The organism is Ignavibacteria bacterium (assembly GCA_017303675.1).
GTDB lineage: Bacteria > Bacteroidota > Ignavibacteria > Tepidaquicellales > OLB5 > OLB5.
On the sequence record JAFLBX010000002.1, the window covers coordinates 196,233 to 220,453 of the forward strand.

General features: G+C 39.8%; 19 protein-coding genes. 11 read left to right on the forward strand and 8 right to left on the reverse strand.

Features of this window, described 5'->3' with window-relative positions:
- Positions 1 to 219: 219 nt before the first annotated feature.
- The 4 genes from J0M37_10145 to mnmA all read right to left on the reverse strand — a co-directional run bounded on the left by J0M37_10145 (position 220) and on the right by mnmA (position 3,910).
- Positions 220 to 1,179: a J domain-containing protein gene (locus J0M37_10145; protein ID MBN8585446.1), complete on the reverse strand. Its 960-nt coding sequence runs from the start codon at positions 1,177 to 1,179 to the stop codon at positions 220 to 222.
- A gap of 53 nt (positions 1,180 to 1,232) precedes the next feature.
- Positions 1,233 to 1,685: a GNAT family N-acetyltransferase gene (locus J0M37_10150; GenBank protein ID MBN8585447.1), complete on the reverse strand. Its 453-nt coding sequence runs from the start codon at positions 1,683 to 1,685 to the stop codon at positions 1,233 to 1,235.
- 128 nt (positions 1,686 to 1,813) lie between these two features.
- Positions 1,814 to 2,779 (reverse strand): phosphate acetyltransferase, encoded by a 966-nt coding sequence (gene pta, locus J0M37_10155; protein MBN8585448.1) that lies wholly within the window; start codon positions 2,777 to 2,779, stop codon positions 1,814 to 1,816.
- Positions 2,780 to 2,809: 30 nt separating this feature from the next.
- Entirely contained in the window at positions 2,810 to 3,910 is a 1,101-nt protein-coding gene (gene mnmA, locus J0M37_10160) for a tRNA 2-thiouridine(34) synthase MnmA (GenBank protein MBN8585449.1), read from the reverse strand.
- Positions 3,911 to 4,031: 121 nt separating this feature from the next.
- Here mnmA and J0M37_10165 point away from each other — a divergent pair, with 121 nt between their 5' ends.
- From J0M37_10165 to J0M37_10215, 11 genes are all read left to right on the forward strand, one after another.
- Positions 4,032 to 4,505 carry a hypothetical protein gene (locus J0M37_10165; GenBank protein ID MBN8585450.1) on the forward strand — a complete coding sequence of 158 codons (474 nt, stop codon included), beginning with the start codon at positions 4,032 to 4,034 and terminating at the stop codon, positions 4,503 to 4,505.
- 150 nt (positions 4,506 to 4,655) lie between these two features.
- On the forward strand, positions 4,656 to 7,634 hold the full coding sequence (locus J0M37_10170; protein ID MBN8585451.1) for a choice-of-anchor D domain-containing protein: 2,979 nt from the start codon (positions 4,656 to 4,658) through the stop codon (positions 7,632 to 7,634).
- A gap of 542 nt (positions 7,635 to 8,176) precedes the next feature.
- Positions 8,177 to 9,442 (forward strand): T9SS type A sorting domain-containing protein, encoded by a 1,266-nt coding sequence (locus tag J0M37_10175; protein ID MBN8585452.1) that lies wholly within the window; start codon positions 8,177 to 8,179, stop codon positions 9,440 to 9,442.
- A 145-nt stretch (positions 9,443 to 9,587) separates the two neighbouring features.
- The gene (locus J0M37_10180; GenBank protein ID MBN8585453.1) at positions 9,588 to 10,061 is read left to right on the forward strand and encodes a DUF2569 domain-containing protein; all 474 of its coding nucleotides are present in this window, start codon (positions 9,588 to 9,590) and stop codon (positions 10,059 to 10,061) included.
- Between the two features lie 133 nt (positions 10,062 to 10,194).
- The gene (locus J0M37_10185) at positions 10,195 to 12,258 is read left to right on the forward strand and encodes a phenylalanine--tRNA ligase subunit beta (GenBank protein ID MBN8585454.1); all 2,064 of its coding nucleotides are present in this window, start codon (positions 10,195 to 10,197) and stop codon (positions 12,256 to 12,258) included.
- Positions 12,240 to 12,590 carry a hypothetical protein gene (locus J0M37_10190; GenBank protein ID MBN8585455.1) on the forward strand — a complete coding sequence of 117 codons (351 nt, stop codon included), beginning with the start codon at positions 12,240 to 12,242 and terminating at the stop codon, positions 12,588 to 12,590. The genes J0M37_10185 and J0M37_10190 overlap by 19 nt, the downstream gene beginning before the upstream one ends.
- 41 nt (positions 12,591 to 12,631) lie before the next feature.
- Positions 12,632 to 12,991, forward strand: a complete 360-nt coding sequence (locus J0M37_10195; protein MBN8585456.1) for a hypothetical protein — start codon at positions 12,632 to 12,634, stop codon at positions 12,989 to 12,991.
- 117 nt (positions 12,992 to 13,108) lie between these two features.
- Positions 13,109 to 13,408 carry a cell division protein ZapA gene (locus J0M37_10200; GenBank protein MBN8585457.1) on the forward strand — a complete coding sequence of 100 codons (300 nt, stop codon included), beginning with the start codon at positions 13,109 to 13,111 and terminating at the stop codon, positions 13,406 to 13,408.
- A gap of 402 nt (positions 13,409 to 13,810) precedes the next feature.
- Entirely contained in the window at positions 13,811 to 15,379 is a 1,569-nt protein-coding gene (rny, locus tag J0M37_10205) for a ribonuclease Y (GenBank protein MBN8585458.1), read from the forward strand.
- Positions 15,380 to 15,384: 5 nt separating this feature from the next.
- A complete protein-coding gene (locus J0M37_10210) occupies positions 15,385 to 15,987 on the forward strand; it encodes a dephospho-CoA kinase (protein ID MBN8585459.1) in 603 nt (200 codons plus the stop codon).
- A gap of 10 nt (positions 15,988 to 15,997) precedes the next feature.
- Positions 15,998 to 17,179 (forward strand): acetylornithine/succinylornithine family transaminase, encoded by a 1,182-nt coding sequence (locus J0M37_10215; protein MBN8585460.1) that lies wholly within the window; start codon positions 15,998 to 16,000, stop codon positions 17,177 to 17,179.
- A gap of 66 nt (positions 17,180 to 17,245) precedes the next feature.
- On the opposite strand, the gene J0M37_10220 is transcribed toward J0M37_10215, so the two are convergent.
- From J0M37_10220 to J0M37_10235, 4 genes are all read right to left on the reverse strand, one after another.
- Entirely contained in the window at positions 17,246 to 17,602 is a 357-nt protein-coding gene (locus tag J0M37_10220) for a ferredoxin family protein (GenBank protein ID MBN8585461.1), read from the reverse strand.
- A gap of 164 nt (positions 17,603 to 17,766) precedes the next feature.
- Positions 17,767 to 19,866 (reverse strand): hypothetical protein, encoded by a 2,100-nt coding sequence (locus J0M37_10225; GenBank protein MBN8585462.1) that lies wholly within the window; start codon positions 19,864 to 19,866, stop codon positions 17,767 to 17,769.
- Positions 19,867 to 19,937: 71 nt separating this feature from the next.
- Positions 19,938 to 21,218 (reverse strand): peptidylprolyl isomerase, encoded by a 1,281-nt coding sequence (locus J0M37_10230; GenBank protein MBN8585463.1) that lies wholly within the window; start codon positions 21,216 to 21,218, stop codon positions 19,938 to 19,940.
- A 106-nt stretch (positions 21,219 to 21,324) separates the two neighbouring features.
- Positions 21,325 to 23,073: a peptidylprolyl isomerase gene (locus J0M37_10235; GenBank protein ID MBN8585464.1), complete on the reverse strand. Its 1,749-nt coding sequence runs from the start codon at positions 23,071 to 23,073 to the stop codon at positions 21,325 to 21,327.
- Between the last annotated feature and the right edge of the window lie 1,148 nt (positions 23,074 to 24,221).

Here is a 24,221-nt window from a genome sequence, read left to right on the forward strand (position 1 = left end):
TATATTTGTAGTCGAGCCCTTTCAGGGCTCGTGGTTAAATTGTATATCTCCAAACAAAGCTGAAATGGCATCAACTTCAAGATATTTGTCGCGCTGAGCGAAGTCGAAGCGTGTAAGTGTATCAATTACTTTACATCACCTCCAGAGCAAATAATTCTGGAGTAAAAATAACCACAACAAAAAAAGGGGGCAACAGCCCCCTTAAATTAACAATTGATCCTATTTCTTCCTCAAATCCCTTAATTGCTCAAACAATTTCTTTTCTTCCTGTGTCAGGTCTTTCGGGGTCTGCAGGTCTATCTTAACAAACAGGTCGCCATGCTGTGAATCTTTGCCGTACTTTGGCATACCCAAACCGCCCAGCCTCAGAGTTTTACCATTTGATGTTTCAGGGGGAATAGTAATTTTTATCTTACCTTTTAGTGTAGTTACATCAAGCTTGCCGCCTAACACTGCGGTATAAATATCTACCGGCAGGTCCATATACAGGTCATCATCTATCCGGTTATATAACGCATGTTTTTCAAGTTTTAATGTAAGCAGCAGGTCACCGTTCGGACCGTTATTATGGCCGGGGTATCCTTTGCCTGCAAGCTTGAGCGTTTGGCCGTCATACGCGCCTTTTTTTATCTTCAGCTTTATTGTCTGGCCGCCAAGCTCAAACAATTTTTCTGCACCGTTGTAAGCATCTTCAAGTGTAATGGGCAGCTCAGCCTGCATATCTTCGCCCTTAAGCTGCTGCTTTCTTCCGCCGCGCTGCTTAGAGCCGGTAAACCCGGAGCCTGCTCCGCCAAAAAATGCCTCGAAGAAATCACTGAAACCGCCACCTCCGCCGCCAAAAGCACTTGAAAAATCACCGAAATTCGTGCTGTAAGTCTGGCCGCCATTGCCTCCGTATTGCTGCTGGTATTTACCCCAGTCAAAACCGCCGCCACCGCCGCCGCCCTGCTGGTATGCTTTCCAGTTTGAGCCAAGCTCATCGTATTTTTTACGTTTTTCAGGATCGCCAATCACCTCATTCGCTTCGTTGACTTCTTTGAATTTTGCCTCAGCGGCTTTATCGCCCGGATTTTTATCAGGGTGATATTTCATTGCAAGCTTGCGGAACGCTTTTTTTATCTCATCCTGTGAAGCTGATTTTGAAACTCCTAATACTTTATAATAATCTTTATAATCCATACCAAATTTATAATTCTAATTTTAATCTGTATAGTTCCTTAAATTTCAGCTTTTCAGATTTTATCTGAGCGCCAGTAAAAATAACTGTGCATATCATCTATGAACCAGCCTGTTTTTTTATATAATGCTTTTGCAGGATGGTTTTCATTCTGTGTTTCAAGCGCCATACCCGTTGCCCCGGTTTCACGGACAAGCTCCTTGCTTTTTTCTATAAGCTTTTCAGCTACGCCTTTTTTCCTGTGTATAATATCTACATATAGATCGTTCAGCAGCCACATTCTTTTCATACCCACCGATGTGAAAAGAGGGTAGAGCTGAACAAATCCCATTGCTTCATTATTTTCATCAAGCGCCAGGTAAATTACGGACTCGTTATTTTTCATTCTATCATTTATGAACTTCAGCGCGCCGTCAATATCCGGTTCCTGGTCGTAAAATACGCGGTAGTCATTAAATAGTTTTGCCGCCTGTTCAAGTTCTGCAAGTGTAGCCTGTATTATCTTCATTTGATTTTTTCAGTAATACCCGCGAAAGCGGGTATCTATTATTGAAATTAATTTTATATTATTAAACTTTGATTTGTTAAAATATAACAGAAAAAATATTTTTTTTTGAAAATCTGAATTTGCTGCATTCAGTTCATTGCAGCTATTATACACATATTAACAATATCCGCTGCGCTGCAGCCACGGCTTAGATCCATTACAGGTTTTGCCAGACCCTGAACTATCGGTCCCGTCGCAATTGCACCGCCGATTCGTTCGGTTATTTTATACGCAATATTCCCAGCATTCAGGTCAGGGAATATAAATACATTGGCAGCTCCCTTTAATTTACCCTTCGGGTCTTTTCTTTTTGCTACTTCCGGCAAGAATGCAGTATCGAACTGCATTTCACCATCACAAATTAATCCCGGCATTTTTTTTCGGGTGATGTGCAATGCTTTTAATACTTTTTCCGTTGATGAATCCTTTGCACTGCCTTTTGTCGAAAAGCTCAGAAATGCTGTCCTTGGCTTAATTCCGGTCAGCTTCTTAAAATTCATGGAAGTTTGAATCGCAATATCACTCAGCTGCTCCGCTGTTGGATTGGGGAGAACCCCGCAATCGCCGTAAGCTAAAGCTTTGCCGTAAAACCTGCTGCTTTTCGGAAAGTTCATTAAGAAAAATGATGAAACAGTTTTATTACCTTTGCTTAATCCAATTGTCTGAATAGCGCTTCTTAACACATTGCCTGTAGAGTAAACACTCCCGGCTACAACTGAATCTGCGTAATTGTTCTTTAGCAGCATACAGGCAAATGTCAGCGGATCTGTCATTGAAACCCGCGCTGTATCCGTTTTGAATCCGGGGTCTTTTTTCCTCCGCATGGCTGCATATTCATCAATAAATTGTTCAGAAAATCCAAGATCGATAATATCAAGCCCGTCCTGCTCTGGCAGCTTAATATTTTTACCTGTATAAATAAAAATTATCTTCGCAAGCTTTTTCTTCAGGATCACTTTAGCCGCCTCTATCACCCTGGGATCATATGATTCAGGCAGAATAATAGTTTTCTTCTTGCGCTTCGCCGTTGCTTCTAATTTTTTGAATATATCCAATATAAATTCGTAATTGCTAATTGTTCATTGTTAATTGCAAATTGTCTGTATGATCCCGCCGCCAATCAGGTCATCGCCGTCATAAAATACCGCTGACTGGCCAGGTGTAATTGCTTTTTTAGGCTCATCAAATATAACTTTAATTTCATTATCATTTAACTGCTCAATTACTGCCGCAGAGCCTTTATCTTTATACCTTATCTTTACAACCGCTTTAATTGGATTGTTCAGCGCAGCATACTTCTGCAGGTTAATATCACTGCAAATAAATACCCTGTTGTATATACCTGCTTCATCATCAACATAAATTACATTATTATCAGCATCAATTTTAGAAACATAAACCGGCTTGCCCAGTGATACTTCAAGTCCGCGCCTCTGGCCGATAGTATAGTTAATATAGCCCTTATGCTTGCCAATTTTTTTATTGTGATAAATAATATCACCGCCTTCGATTGCATGTTTCAGCTCAGGCTTTCTTATCTGTATCAGCTGCCTGTAGTCATCGTTGGGTACAAAGCATATTTCCTGTGAGTCGGGAATATCCGCTGATTTCATCCCAAGCTCTTTTGCAATTTCGCGTATCTTTGTTTTTTGATATCCCCCAAGCGGAAACAGTGTTCTGCCAAGTGCGTATTGTGAAACCTGCCATAAGGCGTAGGACTGGTCTTTGCTCATATCAGCGGACCTGCTAATAAAATACCTGCCGGTTTCATTACTTTTCCCAAGCTGTGCGTAGTGACCCGTAGCGATATAATCCGCTCCAAGCTCAACTGCTTTTTCAAGCAGCGCGCCCCATTTAATTTCTTTATTGCATAACACACATGGGTTGGGGGTATGACCCTTTAAATACTCATCAATGAAATTAGAAATTACTACATCATTGAACCTGCCTGTAAAATCCATGGTGTAATGCGGAAAACCAAGCTGGTTAGCAACGTTGCGTGCGCTGTAAATTGTCTCAAGCGAGCAGCAGCCTGAATCCTTCTCCGGGATATCATCAAATCCCCAGGTTTTCATGGTTACCCCTATTAATTTATAGCCCTCTTCTTTAAGCAGCCAGGCTGCAACGGATGAATCAACCCCGCCGCTCATTGCCACAAGTACCGTTTTTTGTGAATTTTCAGTCATTTATGCAAAATACCTATAATTTACTAACTATAAAAGATGAAAAATTGGGTTGTTATTGGTTTAAAATCCTTTATATTTGCATTGATTTACTAATTTAAATTACTCGAAAGGGGGGTAATAAATGACCAAAAGATCATTTCTCGTATGGGCAATGGTATTCATATTTGGTATCGCCAGCCTGCCTGTTGTTGGTTTTTCTGCAGAAAGCAAGCAAACTGCTAATACCGAATTAACAAAGAAGAAAAAGCCCAAAAAGAAATTTTCCAAAAAGAAAAAATCTTTAAAGAAAAAGAAAGGCTCAAAAAAGAAGTATTCCGGAGGAAAAAAGAAGTACTCTAAGAAGAAAAAGTACACCGGAAAAAAGAAGTATTCTAAGAAGAAAAAATATAATAAAAAGAAAAAATATTCTTCAAAGAAGAAAAAAAGCTACAAAAGAAAATATACCGCTCCTAAGACCAACAGCAGCAATGTTGAGTACAGGAACTACAAAAGATCAAATGATCCTGAAAACAGCGGTAACAACGAAGTGAATATCGAAAAGATAGCTCCTTCAAAAGAGATCAGGAAAGAACCTAAAAAAGAAGGCGAAAACTAAGATCTTTTATCAATTGAAAGATATAAAGCCCCGTAAGTTAACACTTGCGGGGCTTTTTGTTTGTGTTAATTGACAAGTCAATTTTGCATTTAATTTTAATTTAATAATTCGGATAATTGCTTATTCTACTCATAAAAACGGAGCGTAAAAATGAAACTCAAATTTTCATATTTCGTCATACTCTTGATATTTTTCTCTGCAGGAATCTCTTCGCAAACACTGGTTTCAACATATAATTTTGCCGGTACAACTGTTTATAACGGCTTCTGGGGTATTACACAGATCAACGATACTTTAAGAATAGGCTCAAGCAGCAACGGTAAAATTTATACAATTTCCAAAACCGGTATTATAAGGGATAGCTTAACAACTCCCTTCAGCTTCAATAACGGACTTGCCTACGATGGCTCGGGTTACTGGATAGCGCGTAATGCATCCGGAACAAACTCAAGGATAATCAAAGTTAATTCAGCCGGCAGTCCGGTTGATACCATTCGTATAACTTCGTTATACGGTAATACTACTATTGGTATTGGCGGTATCGCAATGGATGGTCCTAATCATTTATGGGCTGCAATTTATTATCCTGATTTTGCTTCATACCCGTTCGCATATGCTTATAAGTTCGATCTCGGTACAAAAACTATTGTTGATTCAATTCCGCTTCGCGGTAAACAGGTACAGGGTATTACGGTAAAAGGTGATACTATACTTTATGTTACTGATAATTTCCAAAGCGATGCTGAGCGTATTTACGCTTACCGCAAAGCTGTTGGTGATACAATTTTTTCATTTGCAGCACCTGATCCGGATGGTGACTGTGACCCGCGCGGCTTGTTTTGGGATGGCTCAAACCTGTGGCTGATGGCATACAGGGTTGGCAACAATGTTTCTCAGTACCGCACACTTTATAAATACCTTTTGAACGGCCAGGGCAGTCCTTCAATTTCAACCAATGTAACCTCGGTTAACTTCGGTAACGTGCTTGTTGGCTCAACCGGAAACCAGCCGCTGACTATTTTGAATACAGGTACTGGCAAGCTGATAATAAGCGCATTCAATTTCACAAATCCAAGATTTTCAATTTCACCAAATATTGTGCCTGATACTATTCAACCGGGCAGTTCTAAGAATTATTCACTCGGGTTTACCCCGCTTGTTTACGATACCCTAAGCGGTGTACTTAATATCCAAAGCAATGATCTTGCAAATCCTACCAAATCAGTAAACCTCTTTGGTAAAGGAGTTTTTAACGGCGCATACATTGGTATTTCTTCATCAAATTTTAATTTTAACTCTAAGCGTGTTAATTCTCTCACCGGATTTACATTCAACATTACAAACCAGGGCTCAGCCCCGCTTACAATTACAGGGTGCAATTTTTCAACGTCACGCTACAGGTTTGATACAACCAATGCAAGGTTTCCTATTACAATTGATACACAAAGAACAAAAACGTTCAGGATTTGGTTCAATCCGAATGCTCCCGGTTCTTTCAGTGATTCGGCAATATTCCAGACAAATGCTGTGAATAATTCTTCGGCAAAAATAATTCTTGCCGGAACCGGTATAGACGTTCCCCCGGTACTTGGTGATATTGTTTGGGAAAGCGTGATACCTGATAACCCGCTAACAACCGCTGATGATGTACAGCCAAAATCACTGAAGCAGATACCTGATGTGAACGGTGATGGCGTTGCTGATATGATATGCGCAACAGAAAACTACTGGACTATCTGCTACAACGGAAATTCCTACGGAACTGCCGATACTTTATGGAAATTCAATTCATGCTTCGGCACAAATAATACCGGTTCAGTTGACTGGGAAGACGCTATGCAGATAATGGATGACTTGAACGGAGATGGCATCAAAGAAGTTGTTATTGGCTGCGGCGGCGGTAATGAGGAAGTTTATGTGCTGAGCGGCGGAACGGGAAGGGTTATTTGGGAATATGCAGGACCAAATACGAATTATGATGGCGATATAATGGGACTAAGAATTGACCGTGATTTTAACGGCGACGGCAGAAAAGATATTTTAATTTCTGCAAGCGGTGAAGGCTCAACTAACCCGGGCAGACACTCCGCAATTTGCCTGAATGCGCTTAACGGCCAGGTTTTATGGACTAATATTGTAAACTCTGAGTTCACATATGATGTTGTAACAACAACTATCGGCGGCGCTATTGCATTTACAAATAACGGGGGACCCTATGGAATTATCGGGCTTAACAGCACAGGCGGCAATGCGTGGAACTATCCGATACCCGGTTCGCTGAATGCTGTATGGAGCATGAGGGAAGTTGCTGATATTAATGCAGACGGTAACAGTGATATAGTCAGCCTGTACGGCTTTAACGGAACAGTAGTTGCTTTATCAGGCAGTTCAGGTTCAGAGCTGTGGACAGTTAACATGGGCTCAGGCAATAACGGTACTGTTGAATTGCTTGATGACCTGGACCTCAACGGTTTTAAAGATATCACCTGCTCCGGTCCGCAGACTGCGTTCCGTATCGATTCCAAAACAGGGCAGCAGATGTGGACACAGTCGTTCGGCGCATCGTATATCAGGGATGCCGGCATCCTTGGTGATATTACAAGCGATACAGTTGCTGAAGTACTGTATTCAACCCAGGCTCCCGGAAAAGTATTTGTGCTCAATGGTAAAACCGGTTCTATACTTTTCAGCTATGAGTTCGGTTCATCGCTCACCTACAGGGCTGATAGGGTCGCAGCGCTTAACAGCGTTGATGGCAACCAGTGGAATGAATTTGTTTCAGTCTGCCGCGATGGCAGGATAAAATGTTTCAACGGCGGACCCGGTGAAGTTATCGGCATAACTAATCTGAACACCAACATTCCTGAAAAATTTGCGTTATACCAGAACTATCCGAATCCGTTTAACCCTGAAACGAACATTAAGTTCGAAGTTCCAAGGACAGCTAATATTAAAATAGCAGTATATGATATGCTTGGCAGGGAAGTTGATATACTTGTGAATGGCAAAATGGATGCGGGAACTTATAATGCATCGTGGAATGCAATGCCTTACTCCAGCGGTGTCTATTTCTACCGCCTCACATCAGATGATTTTGTAAGTGTGAAGAAGATGATAGTGATAAAGTAAAGGTAGTGATCAAATATTGTCGTGCTGAGCGGAGTCGAAGCTCAGTTATAGTATGATTTTAAAAGACGTCCTTCGGGGCGTCTTTTTTTATGACAATCTATAACACCTTTCAGTCCTTAAATTTGCTGCAGCTATTTTCGTAGTCGAGCCCTTTCAGGGCTCGTTTAAGATTTAACGTAAATTAAAATAAAACCGTGAAAGCCGCTGGACTGGCTTTGATAGTATTTTGGATACAAGGTATTTGTCACGCTGAGCGGAGTCTAAGCGCTTTTGAAAAGCCCTCGTTGGTGCTGGACTTGTTTTTATCATTATCGCTAATGAAAATAGATTTTCGATATACATTCACTTTTACATAGTAATTATCAGCTGATGCGCTCTTCGACTCCGATCAGTGCGACATAATTTTAAAGTTATTATTTATCATTTACAGTATCCCTAAGCCCATCTCCGTATCACCTTAAACCTGTATTGCTAAATCTTATATATGAAAATATATTGTTGAACTTAACTTCACAAATATTAAATAATTTCAGGGGGAAAATATGAAATTATTACTTACATCAATCATTTCAATTTTTATATTTGCAATAACTATCAATTCACAGCCAATCAGCTGGGTTGAACAAAACAGCGGCGTTACAACACAGTTAACTTCAGTATCAATTGTAAATGATAATCATGCCTGGGTATGCGGCTACGCCGGCAGGGTGCTTCGCACCACAAACGGCGGCGCTAACTGGGTCAGCGTAAACGCTGCGCCTATCCCGGGTACACTGGATCTCCACACAATTTATGCTATTGATTCCGTTACTGCTATAGTCGGCGGCTCCGGCAGCTCCTCATTTCTTTTCCGCACAACAAACGGTGGAACCAATTGGACACAGGTATTTACCGAAACAGGCGGATTTATAAATTCCGTGCAATTTGGCAACAGCTTCGCCGGGTATATGGTTGGTGATCCTGTTGGCGGAAGGTGGTCTATGTGGGGTACTACAACCGGCGGTGTTACATGGGATTCAGCTACATTCTACCTGCCGCAGGCAGGCAGTGAAGCAGGGTGGAATAACTCATTTTTCTTCGATGTTACAGCAGGGCTATGGTTCGGTACAAATAATACCAGGGTTTATAAAACTTTGACTTTAACAAGCTGGCAAACTCAGTCAACTACAACCCAGCTTAATTCATATGCAATTTGGTTCAATAATGCATTATTCGGTATGACAGGCGGAACAGCGGTTCTGATAACAACCAATGGCGGTACTAACTGGGTTTCACCGCCTGCTGCATTGCCCGGAACAGCTAATCTTTCCGGTATTACAGGGTTCGGACTCCAATGGGTCGTAACAAGGCAGGCTGCTGAAATTTATATGACTACCAATAACGGGTTATCATGGACAACAAGCTATACAGCGCCGGCTGGCACTTACAGGCATATTGGCAAAAACAGGGTTAACAATTTGATCTATTATGGCGTAAGATCTAACGGTGGAATTTCAAAAGGCACTTTAGTTACAGGCATAGAACCTGTTTCTAATACTATCCCGGCTGAATTTGAGCTTAAACAGAATTATCCTAACCCGTTTAACCCTAATACTGTAATTGAATTTTCAATTCCCAAAAATGCATTTGTAAAGCTTGCAGTTTACGATGCCCTTGGCAGGGAAGTTAATTCATTACTCAACGATAATCTCAAAGCAGGTGAATATAAAATCAGCTTCAGTGCAGCCGATATGGCAAGCGGTACATATTACTATAAGCTAATTTCAGGTGATGTAGTTGAAACAAAGAAAATGATTTTAGTGAAGTGATTTTCCTGGAGTGCATCAACTATGTTGATGCATGCATTGACTCAGTCAATGCACTCCAAAGAAAAGCAATTTATTAGGGTAATGTTCAAAAAGGCATCTTAAAATTAAGATGCCTTTTTTGTTTTTCATTTATTTATCTTTGTAAATGGAAAATGGAAATAAAGTAAAAAAAGAGATCAATACCCGTACGCTTGGCGGATGGCTGATAGCCATCCAGGTATTCATTATAGTTAATGCTATCAGCTGGGTTGGCAACCTGCAGATGTATTACAAGCTGCTTGGTGAAAAAGACCAGCTCATAAAACAAAAACCTGCAGAAGATGCTTCACTGCTTAATATTTTTATTTATTTTGAGCTTGCTGCGAGTTTGGTTTTCGCGTTTTTATGTTTTGTAGTTTTCTATTTCTTCTATAAAAGAAATAACAGGTTTCCGCTTATACTTACAATTTATCTTATTGCCGAAGTGATAATTGAAGCCATATCCTACATTATATTCGGACACCTGTCAAATAATCCGGCACTGATGCTGCAGAAGCTTGGATTCAGTGTGGTTATTGCAGTGGCAATTATTGTGTATCTGAAACGTTCTGAAAGGGTTAAGCAAACGTTTATATTTTAATTTTGTTAATACTCATCGGTTGAATTAAAATCATCCGATGAGTTTTGCCCGCAAAACCGCACGAATTCATTCCTTTATACTTAAATCGCTGTTAATTATATTTGTTTAAAAAGGAGCCCTTTAAGGGCAAATTATGAAAATTTCACTGAATTGGTTACGAAATTATATTGATATTTCTCTTTCAGTCGATGATCTGGTTAAAGGATTAACCGATCTGGGAATTGAAGTAGAAAGTGTTGAAGATCAGCAGAAAAAGCTTGATAAATTTGTCATTGGAAAGGTTTTAGAACGTTCCAAGCATCCAAATGCAGATAAATTAAGTGTTTGTAAAGTAGATGCCGGCACTGGAGAGATTCTGAATATTGTATGCGGCGCGCCGAACGTAGATGCAGGGCAGACTGTATGCGTTGCACTGGTTGGGGCTATTGTTCCAGCCGGCGGTTTTGAAATTAAAAAAGCGAAGCTGCGCGGTGAAGTATCAGAAGGAATGATATGTTCAGCTAAAGAGCTTGAGCTTGGCGATGATCATTCCGGAATTATGGTCCTAGATACAAATTTACCGGTAGGCACACCATTTGCAGAGTATCTGAAACAAAACGATGTTGTTCTTGAAATAGGTATAACTCCCAACAGGGGAGACCTGCTTTCACACATTGGGATAGCAAGAGAGCTTGGCGCTTTGACCGGCAATAAGCTGAAGGAACCCGTGCTGAAAAATGATTTTGAGGGCAGCGAAATAAATAATAAAATTTCAGTTAATATTGAAAATACCAAAGGCTGCTTAAGATACTGCGGTGCAATGGTTGAAGGTATTTCTGTAAAGGAATCACCTGACTGGCTAAAAAATGCGTTAACTGCTGTTGGGCTCAGACCCATTAACAATATTGTAGATATTACAAATTATGTAATGATGGAATGCGGGCAGCCGCTGCACGCTTTTGATTATAATACGATCGCAGGCAGCAAAATTACTGTTCGTTCAGCGGGCAGCGATAAAAAATTTAAAACGCTTGACAGCAAAGAACGTCGTTTGCGTGAAGATGTACTTATGATTTGTGACGGTGAAAAACCCGTTGCCCTTGCAGGTATTATGGGAGGCGAAAATTCAGAAATAAATAATTCCACAACAAATGTATTTATTGAAAGCGCATATTTTGATCCTGTATTAACTCGCCTGTCATCCAAATTCCTGGGTTTGCAGTCTGATTCATCTTACAGGTTTGAGCGTGGTGTAGATATTGAACGCACCGAATGGGCATGCAAACGCGCTGCTGAATTAATTGCTGAAATCGCAGGCGGAAAAATAGTCAGCGGTTTTATTGATAACTACCCAAATAAGCTTGAAAAACTTAAAGTTCCTTTAAGGCTTTCACATCTGAACCGAATTGCCGGGACTGAATATTCACCCGAAAGAACAATTGAGCTGCTGGGAAGTATCGGTATATCAAATTTAACCGGTAAAAATAGCGGTTATGAATTTGAAATACCTCAATCTAGAAGAGAAGATCTAACCCGCGAAATTGATCTTATAGAAGAGGTTATAAGACTTGATGGCTATGATAAAATTGAGATCTCTGATCATTCATCCTTATATTATGATACCCGTGAATTTTCGGGGAAAGAATATGATATGCTTCGTGAAGTCAGAAAATATATTATCGGCAGGGGATTTAAGGAAATAATTTCAAATACACTGGTTGAAGAAAATTTTCAGAAGCTATTAAGTGAGAATTATGTTAAGCTGATGAATCCTTCAAGCGATAAAATGAATGTATTGCGTAGCGAATTATATTCAGGTTTATTTGAAGTTATAAAGCTTAACTTTGAAAATTCAAATAATTCACTCAAATTGTTCGAAACCGGAAATTCATTCAGCTTGAATGAAAAAGGGGAAATTAAAGAAACAAAGAATATTTTGCTTGTTATGGCAGGGGAATATGACTTTAAGACATTTGACCAAAAACAGCGAAATTTCAGCATTTTGGATATGGTGAATGAGGCTGAAGGATTGTTTGAAAAATTAAGCGTTGAAAATATCAAAAAATATGATTATAATGCCCAAAATGCTTTGATGGATTATTCCATAGAATACAAAAGCCGGAACAATGTTGTTTGTAAGATCATTAGCTTCTCCGGTAAATTCTTAAATTCAATTGGAATAGAAAGACCTGTGATAATATGTCAGATACCATATTAAGTTTAAGCAAAACTTTAAATCATAAAACTGTTTTTGAACCGTTCTCTAATTTTCCGCCTGTTTTGCGTGACCTGTGCATACTTGCAGATAGCAGTATAAAACAGGGTGATATAATGGATACAATACTTTCGGTAAATACAGGTAAGTTATTAAAGAATGTATCATTATATGATATCTATGAACCTAAAAATGAGGGTTCAAAAAAGAGTTATACGTACAGCCTTGAATACAGGGCAGGCGACAGAACTTTGACAAACGAAGAGGTCAATAAGCTTCAGGATAAAATTGTTGCTGAGCTTGCCAAAAAGATCAAGGCAGAATTAAGAAAATAAGAATTTAGGGGATTAGCCCGAAAGTTAAATAATATCCGATTATGGATAATTCAATACTAAAAGTAAACGATTCCGGTTTAAAAAATGAGCTTGAGAAAATGTTCTCAAAAGTGAAAGTATTGGTTGAAAAATTCAATATTTCAAAAGATGAGAACAAATTACTCAAAGAAAAGGTTAAAGAACTTGAGCATGCATTAAGCGATGCAGAGATTGAGGTTTCTAACAGGAATAGTGAGCTTTTAGCTAAAGATAAGGAAATTACAGATTTAAAGAATAAAATTCTGGAAGAAAGAAAAAATAAAGTTTCAGGTGAAGATAAAGCTCAGTTAAAATCAAGGATTCGTGAACTTATGGTCAGGCTAGATACTCATCTCGAACAGAAAACAAATAATAACTTTTAGCTTAATTTATTTAAAAGAGCAGCCATTTTTTGTTTAAACAGGTTAAAATTTATTAGTTGTTTTGTATCACAAGGTCGGGATTTACAAAAGGTAAAACAATAAACTTCAATAAATCGTATGGACTCAAAGGATATCAGGATCAAAATATTCAACAATCATTACACACTTAAGGGTGATGATGTTGAGCTGCTCGAAAAAAGTGCGCAGTATGTAGATACATTAATGCATAAAGTACAAAATGATATTCCAAACCAGTCTGATTTTACAGTGGCTATAGTTTCTGCATTAAATATAGCAGAAAATTATTACAGGGAAAAGAACTCAAGCTTTGTTCTTGACCAGAATTATAAATCATTGATCGGAAATCTGAACTCTCAGGTTAAAGAAATAAATGATTATATAGACAGCAACACCTGATATATAGCAGCTATAAAATAGATTTATTCAGGATTTACCGTTCTTTAAATACAGGATAAGGAAGTTTAATATAAAATTACCGCACCGACCGGCCGTAGCCAAAAATTAAATAGATCCAACACTATTTAATTGGGGAGAACGCTCGATTACAATGTCAATTACAGGCCTCACTCAGAGTTTACTTTGAGATCGCAGGAACTCTTGTAAGAGTTCAGTTTTAAGTGATCAGTGGAAGTTAAAAGACATTTCGGCACTCACCCACTGTGTTGAAAGAGGGATCTATAACTCTTTCGCTATGGTTTTAGTTCGCGTGCGGTTTTTTATTTATAAAAAAGTACTCAATTAACTGTTTTAAATCGTTTCAACCCAAAATCATATGTTAGAATTACGGAGAAATAAAATATGCTTCAGGAAATTTATGTATTAGTGCCATTGATCGTCATACTCTGTGCGGCGACATTTTATCTTGGATGGTTCATGCAGAACAAGGTAACAAAAGGCAAGATAAACAGCGCAGAGGAACAGTCAAAACGTATTATCGCCGATGGCGAAAAGGCAGCTTTAAATATCAAAAAAGAAAAGCTGCTGGAAGTAAGGGACGAATGGTACAAAAAGAAACAGGAATTTGATGCTGACTACCAGTCCAAAAAGAACAAGCTTAAATCATTCGAAAAACAGCTTCAGGATAAAGAAGAAGTTATCAGCAAAAGGATCGATGAATATGCCAAAAAGGAAAAATCGATAAATAAGCTCGAAAATGACTTCAATAACAAGATCAATTCCTTAAATGATAAAGAAACAAAGCTTGAAAGCCTGATACAGGAACAGAACAACAGGCTTGAGAATATTTCTGGTCTTACCGCTGAAGAAGCCAAGACCATTTTGATGAATAATCTCATCGAAGAAACTAAAATGCAGACTGCAACCAGGCTGAAAGAGATCCGCGATGAAATGAAGCTCGAAGCCAAAAAGCTTGCGCGTAACCTGATTGTACAGGCTATTCAGCGGAGCGCTGCTGATCATTCAGTTGAAACCACGGTAAGTGTGCTGAATATCCAGAGCGATGAGCTCAAAGGAAGGATCATCGGCAAGGAAGGCAGAAATGTCCGTGCATTTGAAGCGGCTACGGGCGTGGATATTATTGTTGATGATACACCGGAAGCAATAACAATTTCAGGCTTCGATCCGTTCAGGCGTGAAGTTGCCAAGATCTCCATGGAGCGTTTGATTGCTGACGGCCGTATTCATCCTACAAGGATTGAGGAAGTAGTTGAAAAGGTCCGTAAAGAGCTTGAAGAGGAAATTATCCGTGTCGGCGAGAATTCCATAATTGAATGCGGCTTACACGGTCTGCATCCTGAAATGATAAGGTATGTAGGCAGAATGAAATACCGCACAAGCTACGGTCAGAACCTGCTGCAGCACAGCATTGAAGTAGCGCATTTATGCGGCATTATGGCTGTTGAGCTTGGCTTAGACCCGGTAATGGCTAAACGCGCGGGATTGCTGCATGATATCGGCAAAGTGATTGACCGCGAAGTTGAAGGACCGCACGCCATACTTGGATATGAGCTTGCCAAGAAGTATAAAGAGCACCCGGTTGTATGTAATGCTATTGGCGCTCATCATGAAGATATGGAAATGGAAACACCGATAGCAGTTATTGTTCAGGCATGCGATGCCATCAGCGGGGCACGCCCCGGCGCAAGGCGCGAATCGGTTGAAGGGTATGTAAAACGCCTGCAGAAGCTGGAAGAAGTCGCAAAATCTTTTGAAGGTGTTGGCAGAACCTACGCTATCCAGGCCGGCAGGGAAGTAAGGGTAATAGTTGAGCACGATAAGGTAAGCGATGCTCTGGCAGACCAGCTTTCAGTTGATATTGCTACAAGGATACAGGAAGAAATGGAATACCCCGGACAGATCAAAGTAACTGTGATCCGTGAACGGCGTTCCGTTGCGTACGCAAAATAAAAAGTATGCCCCAAAAGAGCAGGCTAAAGATAGGTATCACAGGCGGTATAGGTTCAGGCAAAAGCCTTGCCTGCAGGTACCTTGAAGAACTAGGTTATAAAGTAATTTATGCTGATAAAATAGCTAAAGAGCTTTATGCATCAAATAAAGCTCTCTTGAAAAAACTTGCCGGAGAATTCGGGAAAAGTATCCTTAACAGTGATGGTACATTAAACCGTATAAACGCCAGGAAAGCAATTTTTTCAAATAAGAAAAATATTAAAAGGGTGAACTCTATAGTTCACCCTTTTGTATTCCGGGAAATGGACAGGATAGTTGCCGCTATAAAGGACAGGATCATTTTTTTTGAAGCTGCAATTATGTTTGAATCAGGCAGCTATAAAAGGATGAATTATGTCGTTCTTATCTATGCTGATAAAGAAACAAGGATCAAACGTATCATCAACCGGGACGACGTAAAACGCCGTGATGTGCTGAAGCTGATGAAGCTGCAGCTTGATGAACGCGAAAAGCTTAAAAGGGCAGATTTTGTGATCAAGAATAACTCCACCGCAGCAGAGCTGAAGAAAAAAATAAAAGCATTTAACAGGATAATAAAGTTACTGTAATTATTTAAATATGAATATCAACGACCTGAGCAAACAGGAAGAAAAAGATTTTTTCCATACCTATAAGCGGCTTGGCATTGTTATTGAAAGGGGAGAAGGGTGTTACCTTTACTCTTCTTCCGGTGAAAAGATACTGGATATGTTCGGCGGCCTTGCCGTGAATGTGTTGGGCTACGGCCATAAAAAAATGAACAATGCTATTAAAGAACAGGTCGATAAATATATTCATATTTCAAACTTATTTTACCAGGAAAAACAAATAGCGCTTGCAGAGAAGATAAAACAACTCTCAGGTGCCGAAAAAGTATTCTTCTGCAACAGCGGCACCGAGGCAGCGGAAGCTGCCATAAAACTTGTGCGCAAGTATTTCCTGGGCCAAGATAAAACCACGCTGGTTTCATTCACCGGCTCATTCCACGGCAGAACAATGGGAGCGCTTTCGCTAACCGCCCGCAAAAAATACCGCGAGCAATTCCTGCCGCTGCTGCCGGGTGTAAAGCATCTTGAGTATAATTCGGTATCTGAGCTTGAGAGCGGAATTGATGAGAATACGGCGGCAGTATTCATTGAATGCCTGCAGGGCGAAGGCGGTGTAAATCCCGCACAACCGGAATTCATAAATAAGCTGAATGAGCTTAAGGAAAGATACAGGTTCCTCATTGCCGCCGATGAGATACAATCAGGTGTTGGCAGAACCGGTACATTTAACGCCTTCACACAATTCGGGCTTGATGCAGATATTATAATAATGGCAAAAGGCATCGGCGGCGGGCTGCCGCTTGGCGCAATTGCAGGAAACAGGCGAGTAGCAGAAGTATTTACATACGGTGAACACGGCTCAACATTTGGCGGCAACCCTGTTGCTGCAGCATCCGGACTCGTGGTAATGGAAGAGCTTGAGGGCGGATTAATGCAGAGCAATAAAACCATGGGTGAGCTTCTTTTGAATAAGCTGAATACAATAAAAAATAAATATCCCGGTAAGATTAAAGATATCCGCGGTATGGGATTAATGACAGGCGCGGAATTGTACTTCCCCGGTGAAAAGGTTGTTAATGAATTAATGAAACATAACGTGCTTGTGAACTGTACGAATGAAAATGTCATAAGGCTGCTCCCTCCATACATAATAGGTGAAATAGAAATTGATCTGTTCTGTGATAATTTTGAAAAGGTTCTGAAAGATTTTTAAGTATTCTGAAAAATTAAAAGCCGCCTGCTCAAACAGGCGGCTTTTTTTGTTATTACATTCCCAAATTTATGCGAAACCCCATTTAGCTTTATTCTGAGCAATATCTTCAGGTGTCGGATTCTTCCTGATGGGTGTTGGTTCAGTTGTAAAGTCATCCGGAGGATGAACTTCAAATACCTTTGCGTTAAGCTCAATATCATCTTTGAATAAAGCGGGAACCTGTGAGTCTTCATAAATAGCCTGCCAGGGACAAGCGGGTTCGCATGCAGCGCAATCGATACATTCGGCAGGGTGAATGTAAAGCATGTTCTTTGAAAAGTTATCGTCATCAGCCTGCAGCTCATAAATACAATCTACCGGGCAGACTTCTGCACATTCTGTATCTTTGCAGTCAAGACATAATTTTGTAATTACCCAAGGCATAGTTTATTATCTCCTTAAATTAAAAAACTTCTTACACAAATATAAAAAGAATCGTTAAATTAAAAAGTGGACTTTTATGGTATATGATATTTATCCACATGAATTTATGACTTAAATCAATAAATCATACTTAAAAATATAACCCGTATCATATTCCCGGAAAATCAGGGAATATTATTTCTTTTTCTAAGAACCCATTCGATTGAAAAGAGCAGGATAACAAGTATGAGGTAATATTTATTTCCCCACAGGTCAAACCGGAGATATTTTCCGGCGGCAGTTTCATAGTTGCTGCGCGGCTGCTCTTTGTATTGTTTCAGCAGATCGCTGTACCCGCTTAAATTCCCGGGCTCAAGCAAACTGCCGCCTGTTAGGGAGGCAAGCTCCCGCAGCAGCTCAGGGTTGCTTTTTGTATCGATGTATTCAGTATTTACCGTATCGCTTGTAAAACGGTTCACATCCCTTGCGAGGTAGCTGCCGCTGTATTCGGCGTCACCTTCGATGGTATAATTACCGTAAGGCAGCGCAGGCACAACCGCTGAAAATTTATTTTCCTCCTGTGTGAACTTAAGCTCACCTGCATTTGAACCGTCTTCGCGGAGGATTCTTCCTGTTACCTTTGCGTTGCGGGTTAATATATAATTTTCATCATACACTTCAGCAAATATTTTTACATGTTCAGTGTAATCAAAAATATCTTTTGAAGGATATATTTTAAACCTTGTTCTTTTTTCCTTATCCAAAGTAATATTTATCAGCTCAAGCAGCATTGCCTCAAGGGTTTTTTCTGCATTCGAAGATGGGTTCAGCTTCCAGCGCCAAAGCCCGTAACCTAAGAACGCTGTTGAGCGCGTGTTGCCGTTTATCCTGTTAATTATTACCGGTTCACCTGATGCCTTATCGGTTGCAAGCGTGACTGAACCGGGCTTTGGCATTATGCCGCCCGTATTTTTAAATATCTCGGGGGTTGAGCCAAGAGAAGGAATTTTTGTGAGATTATTTTCTGCTGATGAAACAGGCAAAAGCCTGAATAAGCTTTCGCCCTGGTTAACACGGGTGAGCGAAAACGGGATCTGCTCATCAAGCGCACTCAGCTTCTGGTAATCGGTGTTTTTGCCCGCAAAGAAAACAACGGGTATGTTATACTGCTTAACAGCAGATGATATATCACTCACCAGCGCAGGGCTTGTTACACTTACCGGGAAATTCAGCAGGAACAAGGCTGAGAGTTCGCCGAATGAACGCGGGTCAACCGGACCCTCGTAAAACTCACCTGCAGATTTTTGTGTCTTATAAGTGATATTATAGTTGCCGATACGTTTTAAAACCGAGCCAGTGAATTCATTATCATAACCGGGTCCCCCTGATAATACCAGTATGTTAACCTTGTTATCCAAAAACGTTATGTAAAAATCTGAACGGTTATTCTTATAGGTCAGCTCATCGGGTATATTTTCTGCGGCAACTGAATATTTTATCTTGCCGGCTGCGCTTTCTGTGATATCAAATTCAAGCTCATAGCTGCTTCGTGCAGCGTCATAGTTAAGCATTTGTGACCTTACTTCACTGCCTTCGCGGAGCAGCTTCACAACCGTGCTGCCTGTACCTGCCTTATTAACTGCAATGTAAACCCTTATCTTAACGGCAGTGCCTGTAAAGGCTTTTTCATTGCGTACAACACTTTTTACTGTAATATCTTTTTTGGTTACGGTATCTCCCACCGGTATTGTTATGAACGGTGCTGAGAACTTTCTGGCTTCATAAAGCGGACCGGAGCCTTCATTAAATATCCCGTCTGAAATTATTGTGACGGAATTATAAGAACCGTCGGGGAAGCTTTCTTCTATAGCTCTAAGGGATGCACTGAGATCTGTGCTATACCCGCTGAAATGAACTGAATCGGGATCCTTCACTTCTTTGATGCCGTTACTGAATGTAAATACACTGCTTCCGCCGCTGAAGATACCGGTTTCCTTTAAGATATTTATCACCTGCTGATCTTTGCCGGAATAATCATTGCTTCTTGTAGCATCTATCAGCACGATATCCTTCCTGTTATTAACATTCCCTGTTAAATAAGAAAGCACGGGCTCTATAAAGAGCGCAAGTAAAATAAATATTGCAGTACTTTTAAGTATTATCAAAAGGGTCTTTTTGTTTTTTTCTAAAGCGGTGTTACGGTAAAAGTAATATGAAACTGCCAGGGCAATCACAGCAAAGAGGACTAGGAACAGGGGAGAGTAACTTGAAGTGAATCCCGGCATTTAGTGTTAAGTAAGTTAAGCAGTTAAGTAAATTAAGCGGCAGCATTTTAAAAAATACTGCCGCATTAAAATCACAGTTTTATTTCGAGGTAAATCGTTTTCTTGAGCTCCTCAAGCCACTCGCCAAGCAGCTTCTGCTCTTTGTACTTCTGGGCATACTGCTCAAGCAGCATGTAGTCGCTTTCAAGCGTAGCGGCATGCTCGGGGAACTTGTTCATAACCTTATACATATAATAGCCGTAATATCTTTCATCACCAACTTTTACAGGATCAGATATTTCCCCGATAGCAAGCGGTGTAAGCGCAGCAACTTCAAGCTGGTCTAAATTATTCACGCTAAGCTTGCCTATATAACCGCTGTCTGTAGTTACTTTGGGATCCTGTGAATATTCAGCGGCGGCTTTGGTAAACGTAATCTGCCCGGAGTTTATCTTATCGCGCAGGTCTTTTAAGAAATTTATTTCTGTGAAATCAGCCGCTTCCAGCCTGGGGAATTTTACCAGTATATGCTGCGCGGTGATGAAATCACCTGATTTATCATTCAGCTTTATGATATGATATCCGAACTCAGTTTCAACTATGCCTGATGTTTCACCGGGCTTTAACAGGAATGCGGCATCTTCGAACTCTTTTACGAACGAGCCTTTTTTGGATTTACCCAAAGCTCCGCCCTGAAGCGCGGAAAGCGAATCATCAGAATATTTTTTTGCAAGCTCAGAAAAATCCATTCCCAGCTTAACGCTGTCTAAGAGCTTTTCTATCTTTTCCTTTGCCATGAACTTGGCATCTTCGGTTACCTTGGGTATCCTTATTATCTGCGCAAGCTCATAAGTTTCGGGTACCATTGGCAGGGAGTCTTTGTAATCATTGTAGAACTTGGTGACCTCAGGCTTTGTGACCGTTATGCCGTAGCCGAACTTTGCCTGCTTAACGCGGGTCAATTTCATGTTCTTTTCTGTCTGGTCCTTAAGCAGGTTCTTTATCTTAGGGATAGTAAGCCCGTAAGCATCTTCCACGTTCTTTTCAGAGCCGAACTGTGTGACCATATCCCTTATTCTGCCTTCAACCTGCTTGTTCACTTCATCGGCTGAAACAAATATGCTATCCTGCTCAGCCTTTGCTAGCATCAGCTTTTCTGATACCAGGTTCTGGAAAACCTGCTGAACAAGCTCGTTTGATATCTGCTGAATATTGTTCTGCTGCATATAGCTGTAAAGCGAAAAGTTAAGATCACTCTGCAGAACAACATCATTGCCTACAATTGCAATGATCTTATCGCCTTCACCCTGTGAAAAGGTGTTGAACGATAACATAAGGAAGAGAGCTGCCAGTATTATTTTTATTTTATTCAATATTTAGTTTTAAGTCTTTAATAATTAATTTAAACTTTAACCTGCAACCTGCAACCTGTTACCTGTTACCTGTAACCTGCAACTTGAAACCTGCAACCTGCAACCATTAATCTTTGTATGCTTCTGCAAGTATATCATCATGAATTGTTACCGGGTATTTCTGCCTCAGGGCATCCAGGTAAGCTTTTTCTGAATCCTTATACTTTAACTGCTGAAGCTCGTTAGAAATTTCAGGTTTAGCTTCTTCAATTGATTTTGGCACCTGTTTGCCGGTTGAATCTGTTTTTACATACTTTGTCTTATTGGTTTCATAGAATGTTGTGATATCGCCGTCGTTTATCTTAACCTTGCTCCACAGCTCATCCTGGTCAACCCTGAAAACGAGCAGTCCGTTCTCATAATCTGTAATGTTGGCTATGAACTCATCATCTTTTTCTATGTTTGAGTCCTTAGCTTTTTTGTTAAGCAGCGGACTCTCGCTGGCTGAATTTATCATTGCCTGCAGTGTCTGGTCATTCAGCGGCATTCTTGCGAAATCACGGTTTACGTTCAGGTGGTTTATCAGGTCTATGATCTTTACCTGTCCGCCGTCATATGAAGCAATTACCATTTCCTTATCGCCTGCAGTGAAGAGGCTATCCATGTTATAGTCTGATACGCTTTTAACGGAATCAAACTTCGATTTCAGGAAGTTCAGGCCACCCGCTTCTATTTTATAACTGAATTTTCCCTTTAATGTTTCAACAAATTTTGCGTATTCATCTTTATAAGCTTTGGATTTTTTGAATTCGTTCTTAATTGTCTCAAATTCCTTTTCAAGCGAGCCGACTTTTTTCTCTGCGAATTTTTTAACAATATGCCATCCGTATGGTGTTCTTATCGGACCCGCAACATCGTTAACTGACATTGTAAATGCTGTTGAATCAAGCGGCTGCGCAAGCCTTCTTCTTTCAACATTGCCAAGATCACCGTTCTGCACTTTTGAGCCTGCATCTTCTGAGAACTGCTGCACCAGTGATTCAAAGCTCTCGCCGCCTTTAGCTTTGTTGTAAACATCAAGCGCTCTCTGGTAAGTGCCAACTGAATCAATAACATTACCAATGCTGTCGCGTTTATCCTGGATAAGTATGTGTGATATCTTAACTGATTCAATTCTCGGCTTGCGGTCAGTCAGCTTTATAATATGCAGCCCGAACATTGTTCTTACCGGTTTTTTGGATATATCACCGACCTTTAAGGCGTAAACAGCGTCTTCAAATTCAGGTACTGTCATACCGGCGGTGAAGTAATAAAGATCGCCGCGGTTTGATTTAACAGTGCGGTCCATCGAGTACATTTCTGCAACTGTTCCGAAATCTTCGCCTTTTTCAAGCCTTGCTATAACAGAATCAGCTCTCTGGTATGCCATAATTGAATCCTGCGGTGAGGCGTTTTCAGGCAGGTTGATGAGGATATGCGAAGCCCTTACTTCATCTTTCCTTTTTTCGTACAGGTCTTCAACTTTTTCTTTAACTATTTCCTTATCCACAAGGTATGTAGGGGCAAAGTTCCTTTTATATTCTTCTACATCCTTCTGAATATCGGGGTTGTTAAGCAATCCGCGTTCGCGGGCATCTTTTACCTTCAGGCGGAAGTTTATGTAAAGATTAAGGAACTGCTTTTTTTCATCGATCGATTTGTTCCTGGCAGTATCGATATTCCCGACAGTTTTGAGGTATTGTTTTTCGAACTCACCCAGTGTTATTTTATCATCGCCTATATCAACAAGGGTTTTGTTGGCTTTATTGCAGTTAGAAGCTGAAAAAGCCAGCATGGCAATTACTAATAGAATTCCGTACATTTTGAATTTATTCATTTTATTCATTAAATATGATATATTTTTTATTGATTTTCGTTAGATTTAATCTCAATTTTAGCTATTATTAACAAGAGTTTCAAGGCAGTTTATGTTAGTTTACAGCTGATAATTTATAGTTTATAGTTTGTTTGATTAAATGGTAATTCTATGGAATTATTGGATGGTTAAATAGTTAAACAGTTAATTTTTATAATGGTTTCTGAATTTGAATTTTCTCACAATGAAAAAATAAAATTTTTTTTTACGGGTTTTGGGAGCAGTTTTGGCGAAAACAGCTTATTATTTGAAAGTGAAACTTTCTCAAAATGAATTTATTCATTTTGAAACAAGTTTCATTATGAATATTCATTTTGCAACTGTGTTGAAATTTCAAGGCTTTAGATTTTCTCATTATGAATAATTCATTTTGGGAATAATTTGTTTTGAAAACTGTTGTTGAATTTGTTTATTTACCATAGCTTGTTATGTAATTTTAAACATTTCGCTCCTACGGAGCTCATCATTGGGGTTTATTCCATTCTACAAACATATCGCTCCTACGGAGCTCAACAATCGGGTTTTACCAATCTACAAACATATCGCTCCTACGGAGCTCAACAATCGGGTTTTACCAATCTACAAACATTTCGCTCCTACGGAGCTTGGTGTTAGGGCTATTAATCATTCCAGGTTAGCCTTTCTGCATTAAGAAAATTGAACGATTAGAATTCCAGAAATTGGATAAAAATGAATGATTGACCGATTAGAATGCCAAATCCGTAACGGATTTGGCGTTATTCCAGCCGATGGGGTATTTATATCTATTCGCTGGAAAGTTAGAATGCTTCGGTTCTGTGTAATTTTTAGGGTTTCTAATAATTCGGTTTACCGGTAGATTTTCTCTGCCTAAGGATGCGCAATTATTTAAGTATTTCATGATTAAAGGGATTGGTTCATTATATGCAAAATGCATATATTGTAATATAATATATGCGTATGGCAAATGCAAGGGTAATGGTAATTTTTAGTTCGGATCAAATCAATTTTACGCTTGAATAATGCGATATTATATATTAATTTAAATCAGATAATTGTTAATAAAACCCGAATCCTTTGAGCTTACAGTGCAAAAATGAAACCGGCCAAACTGATACAAATCGATTTTT

Bases quoted from the DNA above. Each gene is read 5' to 3' on its own strand.
- J0M37_10145 (MBN8585446.1), bottom strand. From the start codon at position 1,179: ATGGATTATAAAGATTATTATAAAGTATTAGGAGTTTCAAAATCAGCT.
- J0M37_10150 (MBN8585447.1), bottom strand. From the start codon at position 1,685: ATGAAGATAATACAGGCTACACTTGCAGAACTTGAACAGGCGGCAAAA.
- mnmA (MBN8585449.1), bottom strand. From the start codon at position 3,910: ATGACTGAAAATTCACAAAAAACGGTACTTGTGGCAATGAGCGGCGGG.
- J0M37_10165 (MBN8585450.1), top strand. From the start codon at position 4,032: ATGACCAAAAGATCATTTCTCGTATGGGCAATGGTATTCATATTTGGT.
- J0M37_10170 (MBN8585451.1), top strand. From the start codon at position 4,656: ATGAAACTCAAATTTTCATATTTCGTCATACTCTTGATATTTTTCTCT.
- J0M37_10175 (MBN8585452.1), top strand. From the start codon at position 8,177: ATGAAATTATTACTTACATCAATCATTTCAATTTTTATATTTGCAATA.
- J0M37_10180 (MBN8585453.1), top strand. From the start codon at position 9,588: ATGGAAAATGGAAATAAAGTAAAAAAAGAGATCAATACCCGTACGCTT.
- J0M37_10185 (MBN8585454.1), top strand. From the start codon at position 10,195: ATGAAAATTTCACTGAATTGGTTACGAAATTATATTGATATTTCTCTT.
- J0M37_10190 (MBN8585455.1), top strand. From the start codon at position 12,240: ATGTCAGATACCATATTAAGTTTAAGCAAAACTTTAAATCATAAAACT.
- J0M37_10195 (MBN8585456.1), top strand. From the start codon at position 12,632: ATGGATAATTCAATACTAAAAGTAAACGATTCCGGTTTAAAAAATGAG.
- J0M37_10200 (MBN8585457.1), top strand. From the start codon at position 13,109: ATGGACTCAAAGGATATCAGGATCAAAATATTCAACAATCATTACACA.
- rny (MBN8585458.1), top strand. From the start codon at position 13,811: ATGCTTCAGGAAATTTATGTATTAGTGCCATTGATCGTCATACTCTGT.
- J0M37_10210 (MBN8585459.1), top strand. From the start codon at position 15,385: ATGCCCCAAAAGAGCAGGCTAAAGATAGGTATCACAGGCGGTATAGGT.
- J0M37_10215 (MBN8585460.1), top strand. From the start codon at position 15,998: ATGAATATCAACGACCTGAGCAAACAGGAAGAAAAAGATTTTTTCCAT.
- J0M37_10220 (MBN8585461.1), bottom strand. From the start codon at position 17,602: ATGCCTTGGGTAATTACAAAATTATGTCTTGACTGCAAAGATACAGAA.
- J0M37_10225 (MBN8585462.1), bottom strand. From the start codon at position 19,866: ATGCCGGGATTCACTTCAAGTTACTCTCCCCTGTTCCTAGTCCTCTTT.
- J0M37_10235 (MBN8585464.1), bottom strand. From the start codon at position 23,073: ATGAATAAATTCAAAATGTACGGAATTCTATTAGTAATTGCCATGCTG.